The sequence below is a fragment of the Emticicia aquatica genome (assembly GCF_923079645.1).
In the GTDB taxonomy this organism is placed as follows: Bacteria; Bacteroidota; Bacteroidia; order Cytophagales; family Spirosomataceae; genus Emticicia; species Emticicia aquatica.
This window is the reverse complement of sequence record NZ_CAKLPY010000001.1, coordinates 1,306,886-1,322,797: the sequence shown is the minus strand read 5'-3', so window position 1 is coordinate 1,322,797 and position 15,912 is coordinate 1,306,886. Positions and strand designations below refer to the sequence as shown.

At 33.5% G+C, this 15,912-nt stretch carries 9 protein-coding genes; 5 read left to right on the top strand and 4 right to left on the bottom strand.

Features of this window, described 5'->3' with window-relative positions:
* Window positions 1–170 precede the first annotated feature (170 nt).
* Both MJQ71_RS05765 and MJQ71_RS05760 read left to right on the top strand, forming a co-directional pair.
* A complete protein-coding gene (locus MJQ71_RS05765) occupies window positions 171–2,441 on the top strand; it encodes an aconitate hydratase (RefSeq protein ID WP_238805342.1) in 2,271 nt (756 codons plus the stop codon).
* A gap of 164 nt (window positions 2,442–2,605) precedes the next feature.
* A complete protein-coding gene (locus tag MJQ71_RS05760) occupies window positions 2,606–3,268 on the top strand; it encodes a hypothetical protein (protein ID WP_238805340.1) in 663 nt (220 codons plus the stop codon).
* A gap of 102 nt (window positions 3,269–3,370) precedes the next feature.
* On the opposite strand, the gene MJQ71_RS05755 is transcribed toward MJQ71_RS05760, so the two are convergent.
* Complete coding sequence (locus MJQ71_RS05755; protein WP_238805337.1) at window positions 3,371–4,393, bottom strand: sialidase family protein; 1,023 nt, start codon at window positions 4,391–4,393, stop codon at window positions 3,371–3,373.
* A 2-nt stretch (window positions 4,394–4,395) separates the two neighbouring features.
* A complete protein-coding gene (locus MJQ71_RS05750; RefSeq protein WP_238805335.1) occupies window positions 4,396–5,826 on the bottom strand; it encodes an alpha-L-fucosidase in 1,431 nt (476 codons plus the stop codon).
* A 361-nt stretch (window positions 5,827–6,187) separates the two neighbouring features.
* Between MJQ71_RS05750 and MJQ71_RS05745 the strand changes: the two genes are divergently transcribed.
* From MJQ71_RS05745 to MJQ71_RS05735, 3 genes are all read left to right on the top strand, one after another.
* Window positions 6,188–8,716, top strand: a complete 2,529-nt coding sequence (locus MJQ71_RS05745; protein WP_238805332.1) for a hypothetical protein — start codon at window positions 6,188–6,190, stop codon at window positions 8,714–8,716.
* A 240-nt stretch (window positions 8,717–8,956) separates the two neighbouring features.
* Entirely contained in the window at window positions 8,957–12,043 is a 3,087-nt protein-coding gene (locus MJQ71_RS05740; protein WP_238805330.1) for a SusC/RagA family TonB-linked outer membrane protein, read from the top strand.
* A gap of 13 nt (window positions 12,044–12,056) precedes the next feature.
* Window positions 12,057–13,664 (top strand): SusD/RagB family nutrient-binding outer membrane lipoprotein, encoded by a 1,608-nt coding sequence (locus MJQ71_RS05735; RefSeq protein WP_238805328.1) that lies wholly within the window; start codon window positions 12,057–12,059, stop codon window positions 13,662–13,664.
* Between the two features lie 143 nt (window positions 13,665–13,807).
* On the opposite strand, the gene MJQ71_RS05730 is transcribed toward MJQ71_RS05735, so the two are convergent.
* Together MJQ71_RS05730 and MJQ71_RS05725 are read right to left on the bottom strand one after the other, a co-directional pair.
* Complete coding sequence (locus MJQ71_RS05730) at window positions 13,808–15,004, bottom strand: hypothetical protein (RefSeq protein WP_238805326.1); 1,197 nt, start codon at window positions 15,002–15,004, stop codon at window positions 13,808–13,810.
* A gap of 31 nt (window positions 15,005–15,035) precedes the next feature.
* Entirely contained in the window at window positions 15,036–15,860 is an 825-nt protein-coding gene (locus MJQ71_RS05725; RefSeq protein ID WP_238805325.1) for a type 1 glutamine amidotransferase, read from the bottom strand.
* Window positions 15,861–15,912 lie beyond the last annotated feature (52 nt).

The window sequence follows — 15,912 nt, the reverse complement described above, 5'->3', positions numbered from 1 at the left end:
TTAATATTTTTTTTGAGATAAAAAGTCCCAAAGGTTGTATTTACATATGTTCTATTCTATTTTTGCAATAATTCCTACATATAATTAATCTTTGTTTTGTAATTTTGTCTTTGTACATCATTACTAATCTAAAGGAATCGGTAACAATAAATCTTAAAATTTTTTAACTAATGGCAGTTTTTGATTTAGATATGATTAAGAGCGTTTACGCTCGTATGCCAGAAAGAGTAGCTGCTGCCCGTAAGGTAGTTGGACGACCTCTTACTTTGGCAGAAAAAATTCTATATTCTCACATGTGGGAAGGTTCGCCAACCAAAGCACATAATAGAGGTGTAGATTATGTTGACTTTGCTCCAGACCGTGTTGCGATGCAAGATGCAACTGCTCAAATGGCTTTATTACAATTTATGTCGGCGGGTCGTCCAAAGGTTGCCGTTCCTTCAACAGTTCACTGTGACCACTTGATTCAAGCAAAAGTTGGTGCAACAGACGATTTAAAAATTGCTACAGAAAAAAATAAAGAAGTTTACGATTTCTTAGCTTCAGTATCTAATAAATATGGTATTGGTTTCTGGAAAGCTGGTGCTGGTATTATTCATCAAGTAGTAATTGAAAACTACGCATTCCCAGGTGGAATGATGATTGGAACTGACTCACACACACCAAATGCAGGTGGTTTGGGTATGGTTGCCATTGGAGTTGGTGGAGCTGATGCTTGCGATGTAATGGCAGGTTTAGCTTGGGAATTGAAAATGCCAAAATTAATTGGTGTTAAATTGACTGGAAAACTAAAAGGATGGGCTTCTGCAAAAGACGTTATTTTGGAGGTTGCAGGTCAATTAACTGTAAAAGGTGGAACAGGTGCAATTGTAGAATATATTGGTAAAGGTGCTGATGCACTTTCAGCAACTGGTAAAGGTACAATCTGTAACATGGGTGCAGAAATTGGTGCTACAACATCTCTTTTTGGTTATGACAAAAAAATGGCTGGTTATTTAAAAGCAACAGGCCGTGCTAAAGTAGCTTCTTTGGCGAATGGTATCAAAGATTTGTTACGTCCAGACCAAGAATGTATTGATAATCCTGAATTATATTACGACCAAGTTATCGAAATTAATCTTTCGAGATTGGAGCCAAGAATCAATGGTCCATTCACGCCTGATTTAGCTTGGCCTTTATCGAAATTTGCGAAAGCTGTTATTAAAAACAAATGGCCACAAAAACTTGATGTTGGTTTGATTGGCTCTTGTACAAACTCTTCTTATGAAGATATGACTCGTGCTGCTTCAATTGCATCTCAAGCTGCGGCCAAAAATATCAAAGCTAAGGCAGAATTTACAATCACTCCAGGTTCAGAATTGGTTCGTTTTACAGCTGAACGTGATGGAATTCTTGCAAAATTTGATGCAATTGGTGGTGTTGTTTTAGCCAATGCTTGCGGGCCTTGTATCGGTCAATGGGCAAGACATGGAGCTGAAAAAGGTGAAAGAAACTCAATCATTACTTCGTTCAACCGTAACTTTGCGAAACGTGCCGACGGAAATCCAAATACACATGCATTTGTTGCATCGCCAGAAATTGTAACTGCGTTTGCTATTGCAGGTGATTTAACTTTCAATCCTGCAAAAGATACTTTGACAAACGAAAATGGTGAACAAGTAAAATTGGACAATCCATTTGGCGTTGAATTACCTCCGATGGGATTTGATGTGAAAGATGCTGGTTACCAAAAACCTAAAAAAGATGGAAGTAAAGTAAAAGTAGCTGTTAGTCCAAAATCTGACCGTTTACAATTACTTGACCCATTCAAACCGTGGGAAGGAACAGATTTGACTGGCTTGAAATTATTGATTAAAGCCAAAGGAAAATGTACAACTGACCATATTTCAATGGCTGGCCCATGGTTGAAATTCCGTGGACACCTAGATAATATCTCAAATAACCTCTTGATTGGTGCAATTAACTTTGCTAACGGTAAAGCTAACACTGTTAAAAATCAATTAACAGGACAATATGGTGAAGTTCCGACTGTACAACGTGCTTATAAAGCCGCAGGAGTAGGAACTATCGTTGTGGGTGACGAAAATTACGGTGAAGGTTCATCACGTGAACACGCTGCAATGGAGCCACGTCATTTGGGTGTGCGTGCCATCATTGTTCGTTCATTTGCTCGTATTCACGAAACAAACTTGAAAAAACAAGGTATGTTAGGATTAACATTTGCTAATCCTGCAGATTACGATAAAATTCAAGAAGATGACTCATTGGATATTTTAGGCTTAACTACATTTGCTGAAGGTGTACCTTTGACTTTGATAGCTAATCACAAAGATGGTTCAAAAGATGAAATCAAATTGAACCATTCATATAATGAAAGTCAAATTGGTTGGTTTAAAGCTGGTTCCGCTTTGAATTTGATTGCTGCAGAAGCAAATAAATAATTTGACAATAGTACAATTTCTGAAAATACCTCACATTTATGTGGGGTATTTTTTGTTTTAAATACTTTTATATCAAATAATTATTAAAAAAATAAATAGTCAAAAGTGTTTTTTTATCAAAAAAAAGTACTTTTGCAATTTATCATTTAAACCTAATTATTGAGATGAGTTTGAAAAATTTTACAACATCGCTTCTGCTGATGTTTTGTATTTCTTGTGGTGCAAAAGACAGTAAAACTGCTTCTGTCGATTCTACAAAAGTAACTACTAATACTGATACAGTTGCCAATGCAATTGTTGAAGAACCGTCGGAATCAGATGAAGAGTTGAATCCAAAAGATGATGAAATTCGTGAAATGGGAATTATAAAAGAAGTTGAGGATTCGGGTTATCCGATGGTAACTTTGACGATTGAGTTTCCTGAAAGAAAATTTTCTGAATATTTTACTGTTAATTTAGAGGAAGTAAAAGGCGTTGATGCGAATGTTCTTCGCAAATGGACTGGAAAATATATATCTTTTTTATATAAAAGTGAGCAAGTTAATGCTTTGATGGATTTACGTGTCAATGGCAAATCTATTATAAGCGATGAAAAAGTTGAATTAAGCCCAGAATCGAAGAAAATTATAGGCGTATTAAGCGGAGCTGATGAAGAAACTCCTGGAGATTTGCCTGGAACTGTTTCAATTACCTCAAAAGATAACGTTACGCTAAATTTTGATTTTTTTGTTACTGCTTCAATGGTAAAAGCTAATGGAACGAGAGTTGTGGGCTATTATGAAGAAAGATATAACAACGTAATTACTGCAATAAAATTCATTAAATAATTTTATCAAGGTTTACTTAAATAAAAAGCCCAACTAGCTGTTGGGCTTTTTATTTATTGACACAAAAAGTTTGCGTTTTATTATTGATAGCCTAAAAGTAGGTTACTCAACCTTTAAAACTACATTTTTTATTAACTTTCGGTCATAGGTATAGGTAATATGAATATTTCCATCATTTGCTTGAATAATAGCTGGGTAGCTAAATTCTGCTTTCTTCTGATTTTCTAGTTCGTAAATATCCGTCCAGTTATTTCCATCTTTTGAAATGGCTACTTTTAATATATTTCTACCATTTGACCAGTCTTTTCCAGAAGGTAGAGGATTATAGACCAACAAAAAGTCGCCATTTTTAAGTGTAACTGCATCAATGCCTGAATTTGGATTTGGTAAATTAATAGGGGAGAGTTTGCTCCAAGTTTTTCCATTATCAACTGACCAAGACTGAATAATGTTATTTTGACGACTACGGAGTAACATTTGCAATCTACCATCTTTATGGGTTAAAATGCTTGGTTGGATAACACCGTAATCTGCACAATCAATGTCAATTTTTTCCCAATTCTCGCCATTCGCATCAGAGAATTCTACATGCGTTTTCCAAATTTTGGCATCTAAACTTTCAGTGCTGGATGGAGACAAGATTTCACCTGAAGGCAATTGAATGGGTTTATTTTTTATTGGGCCAAGTATATCTTTGGGTAATTTTGACGCTTTTGACCACGTTTTCCCTTCATCATTTGAGGTTTTCATCACGCCCCACCATTCTCTTGGATTGATACCAACCTTGTAAAATAAGAATAATTTACCCAAATTATTTTTGAAAAGTACTGGATTCCAGCAAGCAAATTGTTTATCTTCATTTTCAATCCCGTCTGCAATTTTTGTTGGTTTGCTCCAAATACCCTCCTCTAATGTTGAAATATAAATACCAACTTTTGGGTGACTTTCATATTCTCCAGCAAACCATGCGGCCATAAACTTCCCATTTGATAATTCTACTATTGTAGAAGCATGGCAAGATTTTTCAACAGGAAAAGAATCAATAAATTGGTTATTTACCATTTTTACTTGTGAAAAAGCATTAAAGCTTAATAAAATTGCGAAAATTGCTATTTTATTTTTCATAATTACATCTCAAATTTTAAAGCAAAGGCTGGGTAATTTTTATATTTTTCAACTAATTCTTTGGGTAAATATACAAAAGTTTTATTTCCCTTTTTCTCCCATTTGAGTTTTAGATTTTCGCTCAATAAAACAACTTGACTTCCACTTTTTGGAACATTATTTGCCCAGCTAATAATGGCTTCTGGACTTTGGTTTTCTCCAATTCGGACCATAGCGTAAAATTTGTTAGTCAAACTTTTGGTAAAATACACTTCCTTGTCATTAAAATTATCAATTGCACGGGTATTATAAATAGCTTCTCCATTCAGTTTTAGCCATTCACCGATTTCTTTTAATCGCTCAATCTGAGCTGGTAAAAATATGCCTTCAGCCGTTGGTCCAACACCTAGAAGTAAACTCCCACCTTTAGCAACAACCTCGATTAGAGTATGAATAACTTTAGTTGAAGATTTAAACTGGTCATTCGGCACATAGCCCCAAGCACCGCCCAAAGTGATACAACTTTCCCAAGGCGTATCTAATTTTGTTTTCGGAATACTTTGTTCAGGTGTACGATAATTTTCGTAAGGGCCATGAACTGTTCTATCAACCATTAATATACCTGGTTGATTTTTTCTTGTCATTTGAGCAATTTTTGGCATATCAATGTGCTGACTCCATTCGGGTATTCTAGCACCCCAGGAACGAACTTCTTCATTTACAGTTTCCAGCGGACGAACCCAACCTCCATCAAGCCAAAGAATATCAATTTTGCCATAGTTAGAAGTAAGTTCATTAATTTGATTATAACTAAAGGTTTTGAATTGATTCCATCGCCAAGGAAATTTGCGAATATCGTAATTTACATTTCGGTCGGCAGTTGCATATCTGTCCCACCAAAAATATTGTGAATGCCAATCAGGTTTTGAAAAATATGCACCAATCATAAAATTCTCTTTTCTGAAGGCATCAAAAACGTATTTTGCGATGTCTGCTTTTGGGTTTTGAGCAAACGGCCCATTGCTTATTTTAAAGTCAGAAAATTTGGTATCAAACATATTGAAGCCGTCGTGGTGTTTTGTTGTAAAAACCACATATTTCATACCAGCATCTTTGGCTGCTTTAGCCCATGATTGTGGGTCAAATTTTGTTGGATTGAATTGCGTATTTAATCCCCAATACCATTTTTTATATTCGTCGTATTTTGATGTACTATCTCGGTTAATCCAATCCTCGTTACACAACTCCCATGATTCAATTATTCCAGGAACAGAATAAAGTCCCCAATGAATAATAATACCAAATTTAAGATTTCTCCATTCTTCCAATTTTTGCTTAACGAGCGGGTCAGTTGGATATTCATATTTAGAAGATGTTTGATGGATTGTATTTTGACCATAACTCTTAAAATTAAAGGCCAATATAATTGTTAAGATTTTTAGAAAATGTTTCATTTTAAGGTAGTCTAATTTATATAAATTGATGAATAGGTCGAATATTAAAATATTTAAATTTAATATTGATAATATTAAATATTTTAATTAATTGACTAACAAATTTGCATTTTGTATGCTTACAAAATAGATTTGTAAATATTATTGAAAATACCAAGTTATAAAGCTTAGCAAATAAAAAATTAATAAGATATTAATATCGGATTAAATATTTCTTAATGAATTTTATAAATAAAGTTTATTTGCTTTAAATTATTGATAATGAGGTGTTTATGTTAATCTCCTATTATTTTACACAATCAACTACTATTTACTTATGCGGTTAAAATATCTACCAATAAAAATTTTAACCTTTCTATTCTTGTATTTTCAATTTGCTATAAATCTGGCTTTTTGTCAAGAATATGGTTTGGAGTTTTTGGGTCATGAAGTAATTACAGATAAACGAACCTCTCTTATTTTGGGTGATGAGAATAATTTCTGCACAAAAAGTGACCTCGAACTTGCATTTGAAATAAAATTTAAACCTAATGTCAGTTCATATTTTGGTTATGTTTTCAGAATTATTGACCAAGATAATAAAAATATTGATTTACTTTTTCAGTCAGATTCAAAGGGGAAACAACAAAAATTTAGAATAATATCTGGAGATAAAGATATCAAACTTGAAAAACAATTAGATTCGGTTACATTATATTCGAAATGGAATTTATTTAAAGTTCAAATAGAAGATAATCAACTCAAAATTTTTTGTAATAATCAATTGTATGGAAAAGGAGCTATTCCGTTTAGCTTCAAAAAATGTTTCAAAATTTACTTTGGCGAATGTTCGCACCCAAAATTTCTGACCAGTGATGTACTTCCAATGTATTTGCGAAATGTTACCATAAAATCGGCGAATGAATTACTTCATCATTGGCCACTAAGAGAGATTTATGGTAATAATTCGATGGATAATGTTGCACAGAGTAAGGCGATAAGCAAGAATGCACAATGGCTACTTAAAAATCATTTTGAATGGAAACTTTTAAAAAAGTTGAAATTTAAGGGTAATTCTAGTTTTGCATTTAATGACAAATCAAGGGTAATTCAAATTAATTCTGATTTAAAAACTTACTTTTTTAGCACAAAAAACGATTCACTTTCATATAAAAATTTTACTTCTTCACACAAGAAATTTACTTTTGGTGATTGTGCGATTTTTTTGAATAATAAATTAGTGAATGTCAGATTGAACGAAAGACAGATTTTCGATTATGATTTCAATAAAAATAATTGGAATATTTCGGCAAACACTAAATATAATTTAACGGAATATTGGCACCATAATAAATACGCTTATCCAAATGACACCGCTTTGGTCTTAATTGGAGGGTACGGTCAATATAAGTATAAAAATCGTGTGCAAAAGTTTTCTTTTAATACAAATTCTTGGTCTGATTTAAGTATGACAGGAGATATAATTGAACCGCGTTATATGTTTGGTCTTGGTAGCAAAGAAAATATGAAGTCATATTTATTTGGTGGATTTGGTTCAAAAACCGGTGATCAAGGAATGAATCCTCAAAATTATTATGATTTATTTGAAATTGACTGGCAAAAAAACAGAGTTAGAAAAGTGTACGATTTGAAAAATCCAGATTCTACTTTTGTGGTTGCTTCATCGTTGATTGTTAATCAAAGTAAAGACTCCTTTTATGGATTGATTTATAACCAGCTAAAATTTAAGTCTAGTTTGCAGTTGGTAGAAGGTTCGTTGTCAAAACCAGAATTAAACAGAATTTCCAAAGAAATACCTTACAAATTTATTGATGTTTCAAGTTTTGCTGATTTATATTTTGATAAAATTAACTCAAAATTGTATTGTGTAACGAGTTTTTTTGACCGTTTACCTGCTGATTCAACCGAAATAGAAATTTATTCCCTAGACTTTCCACCGTCAAATCTGCCAGTAGTAGCTAAAAATAATCCTTCTTTTTTTCAAAGTACAGTTAAATTTGGTCTTTTTGCGGTATTAATTTTAACAGTTTTATTTGGTGTTATTTGGTATTTAATTAATAATAATTACCAATCAAATTTGGTAAATGAAGAAAACGTAGCCCTCAATGAAGAATCTGAAATTCCACAAGAAATGCATGATAATATTATAAATGTAGGAAATGAAAATAAAGGTAAAATTTCATTGTTTGGGGGATTTCAGTTTATAAATAATAATGGTGTTGATTTGACAAACCAATTTTCACCGCTTTTGAAAGAGATGTTTTTGTACCTGCTGCTCAATTCGATTAAGTGGAACAAAGGGGTAAATTCTTCTCAACTGAATGATATGTTTTGGAATGATAAAACAACAAGCAGTGCTAGAAATAATCGTTCGGTCAATATAACGAAACTTAAAACGATTTTTGAACAATTACCAGCAATCCAAATTACAAAAGATACCGGAAATTGGAAAATAGTTTTTGAGCCTTCAAAAGTGAGTATTGATTATTTTGAGTTTCAGAAACTTACAAATGCAAAGAAAACGCTAAATGTGGAACAAATAAATGATTTAACGTCCATTGTTAATCAAGGAGCTTTTTTATCAAATCTTGAGTATGAATGGTTAGATGATTTCAAGGCTGAAATATCAAATAAAGTAATAGATGCTTATTTGGCCTACTCAGAGCAACTTCCTATTTCCCAATACGCTGAAGAGATTATTGAAATTGCTGATAACATTTTTAAATTTGATTCTGTAGATGAAACTGCTATGTCACTTAAATGCAAATCATTAGTTTATTTGGGAAAACATTCGTTAGCGAAAAGTTCTTACGAAAAATTTGCAAAAGATTATCAAAGGCTTTACTCTGAAGAATATGAGGTTTCTTATAAAGAAATTTTAGAATCTTAAAAAAAAATCAAAATTGTTTATATATTTTAAAATTTATTAAAAATAAAACTAAAGTTCTATTTAACGCCGTTTAGATAGAACTTTTTTGTTGAATAGTATTATTTTAACCATCGCTTGGATAAAATAGTATTAAGGTTAAGTGCTTTTGTTAATCAAAAATTAATAAAAAATTATTCGTGTATTAATACTTTTAACATGAGTTTTTACAAAATTCTTTAACAATTAACCTAAATTTTAAATATGAAGAAAACATTACGACTGTTTTTTTATGCCTTCATATTTTCTCTAGTTTCTGTAGTGGGTTTTGCCCAAACGATGACTATAAAAGGGAAAGTATCAGACGATGGAGGTTCACCGCTTTATGGGGTAAATGTCGCCATTAAAGGTTCGACAAAAGGAACTATTTCTAACGAGAAAGGCGAGTATGCGATTGATGCCGCTAAGGGAAGCGTTCTCACGTTTAGTTACATTGGTTATGGAGCAGTCAATGTAACTGTTGGAAGTTCAAGCGTAATAGACATTAGCTTGAAAGCAGAAGCAGGTGTTCTGAACGAGGTTGTAGTAACAGCCTTGGGTATTTCAAAAGAGGCACGTAAAGTTGGTTATGCAGTAACAACCGTTAATGGCGACCAAATGACAAAAGCCCGTGAAACAAACGTTGCCTATTCGATGGCAGGTAGAGTTGCTGGTTTGAACATTTCAGGTACCAACGGTGGGTCTGGTTCATCTGCAAGAATTTTACTTAGAGGTATGGCAAGTTTTACAGCTAGTTCGCCTTTAATAGTTATGAACGGTGTGCCAATTGACAATACTCAAAGAGGTAGTGCTGGTGAGTGGGGTGGTGCAGATAACGGAGATGGTATCTCTAACCTAAACCCTGATGATATCGAAAGTATGTCGGTTTTGAAAGGTGCATCGGCATCTGCTCTATATGGTGCAAGAGCTGCCAATGGTGTAATCTTGATTACAACAAAATCTGGTAAAAAAGGTAAAATGTCTGTTGATTATAATTTGAACGCCGTAAGCGAGCAAGCAATCAACTTTACAGATTATCAATATGTTTATGGACAAGGTTTAAATGGAAAAAGACCAACAAATACTGTAAGTGCATTAAACAGTGGAATGTTGAGTTGGGGCGAAAAATTAGATGGAGCTTCAACTATCCAATTTGACGGGAAAAATTATCCATATTCTGCGGTAAAAGATAACATGAAAAACTTTTATCGTTTGGGTTCTTCTTTAACAAACTCATTGGCAATTGCTAGCGGAAATGAAACTGGTAATTTCAGATTATCATTGGCTAATTTGGGTAATAATTCAATTTTGCGTAATAGTGGTCTTGACCGCAAAACATTCAACTTTACGGGTTCTCAAAAATTTGGACAAAAACTGAAAGTTGATGTAATGGTAAATTATGTTGATGAGAAAAATAATAATAAGCCACAATTGAGTGATGGCCCGATGAATGCTAATAACATCAATTTCTTGGCAACTAGTCTTAATCAAGCTGCCTTGAAACCAGGCTATGATGCAAGTACTGAGTATGGTAATGAGATTCAATACAATGATGATATTTATGTAACAAACCCTTGGTTCGTAGTAAATCGTTATCAAAATGATGTTAAGCGTAAACGTATGATTTCGGCATTGACAGCCAAATATGATATTACAAAAAATATCTATTCTCAAGTACGTTTAGGTTATGACCAATTAAATGACGGGATTTTTAAAATAACGCCAACTGGTACTGCATATTCAAATGGTCAGAAAGGTGGATTTGATGAACTTTCAAAATCAACTACTTCTGAGCTAAATGCTGACGCAATTCTTGGAGGAAGCTTTAATTTGGTTAAAGATATCAGCATGGATGCGATTGTTGGGGTTGCAACTCGCAAAAACAAATATGATAGAATGGCTATCGGTGGTGGCCCTTTTGTAATTCCTTTCTTCTACAGTCCACTCAACGTTCTTTCATTTAACCGTTCATACGATTATAACGAAAGACAAGCAAATTCGGCTTACTATTCATTAGATTTCAATTATAAAAATCAATTGATTCTATCGACCACTGGCCGTTATGATGCTTTCTCAACTTTGCCAAAAAATAACTATGGCATTTTCACACCATCGGTTTCGTTAAGCTATGATTTCACTGAATTGGTAAATTCTTCAAATCTTAGTTATGGTAAATTTAGAGCATCTTATGCTGTTGTAAGTGGTGAGCCAGCTAATCCTTACAGTACATCACAGTATTATAGTGTAGGTTCTGCAATTCAAGGCATCACAACTGGTTCATTTAGTAGTACTTTGCCAAATTTATTCTTGAAACCTTATACACTTTCAGAATTTGAACTTGGTACAGAATTGAAATTCTACAAAAATAGATTAGGTCTAGATTTAGCTTATTTCAATCGTAAAACAAATAACGAAATCATTAATGGTTCATTATCTGAGGCGACAGGATTTAGCAACCAACAAATTGGTACTGGTTCAACTCAAAACTCTGGTTTAGAAGCATTGGTTACAGCTGTTCCAGTTGAAAATCAAGGTTTAAAATGGACTACCTCATTAAACTTTACTTGGATTAAAAACAAAATTGTAGAAATTGACGGTTCAGGTTCAGAGTCACAACAATTAGGATTAGGAACTTATCGCCCATTAAATGCAAATACTGCTTTGATTAAAGGATTACCTGGCCCTCAAATCATGGCTTACGATTTTGTTTATGATGCAAAAGGAAATATCGTGATTGATAATACGGGTATTCCTGTTCAAGCAGCTTCTCGTACACCAATGGGTTCTGTTTTACCTAAATTCTATGGTGGTTTTAATAACGAATTTAGCTACAAAAACTTCAATCTTTCATTCTTGATTGATTATCGTTTTGGAAATAAAGTGTTGTCAGCAACTAATTACTACTCAATTTTCCGTGGTTTGAATCAAATTACTCTTCCAGGACGTGAGTCTGGCGTAGTAGCAACTGGTGTAACTAAGGATGGAGCTGTAAACGCAGTAAATGTTCCAGCACAAACATACTACCAAAACCTTGCAAGAAGAATTTCAGCTTTAAACGTAATGGATGGAAGTTTCATCAAATTGCGTCAAGTGACGCTTGGTTATTCAATCAATCCTAAGTTTATTGCTAAAACTCCAATCAAATCAATTGAGCTATCATTTGTTGCTAGAAACTTACTTATGCTCTTGAAACGTACTGATAATATTGACCCAGAAGCTGGCTTCTCTTCAATTTTAAGCTACGCTGGTATTGAGGGTAACAGTTTGCCATCGACTAGAACTTATGGCTTGAATCTAAATGTTAAATTCTAAATTTGACTCACTTATGAAAAAAATAGGATATATATTAACCATCTTGGCGGTATTTATAGCTTCTTCATGTACAGATAAATTTGAAGAAGTAAATACTGACCCAAACAAGACGAGTGCTACGGTTTTTAACCCAAATTACTTGCTTTCACAGTCACAATATGAGTTCGGTAATACTGGATACTCACAATTATTGTTTCAAAGTATGTGGACTCAAGTGCTTGCATCAACATTTTCTTATTATGGAAATGGTGACAAATATGTTGCTTCTGGTAGTTTTATTGCTTATCAAGGCCGTGTTCACGAAGAAACATATCGTGCAGCATCGCTTTCTTATGAAATGCAAAATCTTGTAAAAGATAAGCCTGAAATGTCGAACTTATATAATGTTGGTACAATCATGAAAGTGCTTTGTTTAGCACGTATCACCGATTGTTATGGAGATGTTCCTTATTCTGAAGCTTTAAAAGCTAAAGAAGGCATCACATTACCAAAGTATGATTCTCAATCTAAAATTTATCCAGGTTTATTAGCTGAATTGGACGCTGCTATCACAGCTCTTAGTACTTCAAAAACTAATCCAACTGCTGATTTAATGTATGGTGGAAACATCACAAAATGGAAAAAATTTGGTTATTCTTTAATGTTGAAATTGGCTTTAAGATTATCTAAAGTAGATGCTGCAACTGCCAAAACTTGGGCTGAAAAAGCTTATGCTGGTGGTGTATTTACAAGTGTTGATGATAATGCCAAAATTATTACTGACAATGCAACAGCTGGAAACAATACAAGCGGTGCATTGAGAGTTCCTGATGATTACCGAGAAGTACGTTGGAGTAAAACTTTTATTGATTATTTGAAAAGTACTTCTGACCCACGTATCAGTGCCATTGCTGAAATTGCTCAAGCTGGTTACACAAATAATTCAAATCAAGATTTGGCAGGAGATAATTCTGAATCTGCTCAAATTGGTCTTCCAAATGGCTACGATTTGAATGGTGGAGCAACTGATATTGCTAAACATCCGCAATACCCTGGTGCTTCTGGTTCTGGTGCAGATGTAGCTAGAGTTGGAAAATATTCTCGTCCAAGAACTTCAGTTTTTGTTGACAGAAGTGGTGTAAACTTCGTCTTGACTTACGCTGAAACAGAATTACTTTTAGCTGAAGCTAAAGTTAGAGGTTGGAATGTTGGAGCAACAACTGCTGCAGACCACTACAAAAATGGTGTTAAAGCTGCAATTGCTTCTTTGGCTCAATTCAATTCAACCGCAAGCTCCGATGCAGCCATTGCGAAGTCAGTAGCAGCGATGGATTCTTATTTAGATAAAAATCCATTAAATACATCTTCTACCGAGGCTTCATTGAAACAAATCAATGAGCAAATTTGGGTGGCAACAGGTATTACATTTAACTTTATTGAGAACTGGTCTAACTGGCGTCGTTCGGGTTATCCTGCATTGACTCCAGTGGTATATCCAAACGGATTTTCTAATGGAACTATTCCAAGAAGAATTCCTTACAAATCTACCGAACCATCTTACAACCCTGAAAATTACAAAACAGCTGTTGCTGGCATATCTGGTGGTGATACTTTCACAGCTAGAATATGGTGGGATAAATAGTAGTTTTGTTTCATAGATTTAGAAAAGGAGCTTATTTTAGCTCCTTTTCTTTTTATGAACAAACTGATTTTTGCGGAATAAAAACTGTTCTTTTTTTAGGCTTGAAAAAAAACAAGTGAATTTAAGTAATTAGAAAGGATAATTTAATCCTCAAAAAAAGCACAACTTCCCCCAACCCAATCAAAATTTTTGTTAAAATTAACGCCAATCATTTCCCCTCGACTTAAACGAGCAAGATTAGTAACCAATTTTGGCCGTAAAGCATCATCCTCCCAAATAAATAACATTCGGATTTCAGTTTTTATCAAATTTCCTACTTTATCTTCAATAATTGGCTCATATTTGACTTTTCTCTGAATCAGATAGTTTTCTTTATCTGAAATTGCATCCAAATCATCCTTTGTAAAATGTAGTTTTACCCCACTTCCTGCAAACGAAAAAAGAGGTTTTAAAACATAATTTTCTAAATCAGCTGGATATTCTTTTAAATCTGATAAAAAGAAACTTTGTGGAACAAAATTACTTTTTAATAGGGGCAAAGTAAATTTACTGATTCTAAAAAACCAATTTGGGTGTGTTATCCATTTGGCTTCAATTTCATCAGTCATTTTGAAGTTTGTTTCTAAATTAGGGAAGTTTTGCAGCAAATCATCAAAAATCAAGCGATTATAAATGCGTTTTATTTCAATTGTACGTCCGCCTTTTTCATAAAAAATTTTCTTTCCAACCTTTTTTATTTTTGTTAAACAAACAGGCTCAATTCCCCAAAGTTGTCTTGAGATTTCAAAATCTAAACGAGTTTTTTGCTTTTCTGGATAAATTTCTAACAAAATTACATTTTCCGCATTTTCTCCAGCAAGCAAAACTTTTTTCATTTCATCAATATAAGAAGCGAATGAAAGTCGATTAAAATATTGAGTAAAGTTTTTAGGGTCATAAAAAAACTTTCTATATTTCTGCCCTAAATACCATTGATAGCCAAAAAGTGATGGGAAACCTTGTAATTCAATTAATTGTGGTGTTAAATCCCCATTTTCATCTTTACAAACGGCAAAGTCAATCGCTAAAAAACTTGGATGTTTATCCTCGTTTGGTACGTTTTGATTTGCGGGAATTGCTCGGTTTGTTTTTTCTTTGAAATCAGGTTTTAGTAAAACATCAATAATGTCATTGCAGGCGTGTAAAAGTTTAATTTTTAGTTCTTTTGGTACAAATACTGGGGTTTCAGCAACTCTAAAATCAAGCTGATTTGGAAATTCATGGTGAAATTCAGCAATCATTGCATCATATTTTTCTTGCGAAAAACTGTCATTAAATTTTTGTCTGATTGAAGGTATCATTGAGTTTTATTAATCAAGTTTGATGCTAAAATTAGGCGATTGCCAATATTTGTTCGGCTGCAAAATTCAAGAAAGAAGGGATTATAATTGATTCTGTGAGCATAATTTTGTCAGGGTCGTCGAGACGCTCTATCATTTCTTCGTATTTTTCTGAACCATACTCGCTAATGACGGCAATCATTTTATCTTCCTGTTTGAAATATCGCATCATACCCTCTGAATCTGCTTCGGGATGAAATTGTGTGCCAAAAACCTCTTCCGAAAAACGAATCGCCATGATGGCTCTTTCAAGCGGAACATATTCACGGATTTTCTCTAAACATAAAATTTTTGCCCCAAAAGCATTAATTTTTTGCCAATTTGGCTGAATTAATTGATAATCTCTCGAATCTACTGCAAAGAAAATTTCAGGAAGATTATTGAAATATAATTCTGTTTCACCATCATTTGTTCGATGGATTGGCATTACACCAAAAGATGTCGAACGACGCTTACAAACTTCTCCAAATTTTAAATGGTGACTAGCAATTTGGAATGAATGACAAATCAAAAACAAGTATTTCTTAGCATCTGAAACTTGATTATGAGCAAAAATTTGGTCAAGAAAGGTAGCAAACTTTTGTTCCCATTCGTGTCCTTCTGGTAATGGATTTCCTGGTCCACCCGTTGAAATAAAAATATCATATTCTTCAATTTTAGGAATTTCACAATGTTGTCTTACATTAAAAATGTCGTAATTTCCTTCGATGCCATCTTGAGCCAGAAATTGACCGCACAACATTTTTATACAACGCATCCCTTCATTTGGACGACCGTTGTACATATCTAAAATTGCTATTTTTATTTTTTCTTTCATTTTGATGAACTTATAATTTTGGCACAAAAATACTCAATAATGCCTAAAATCT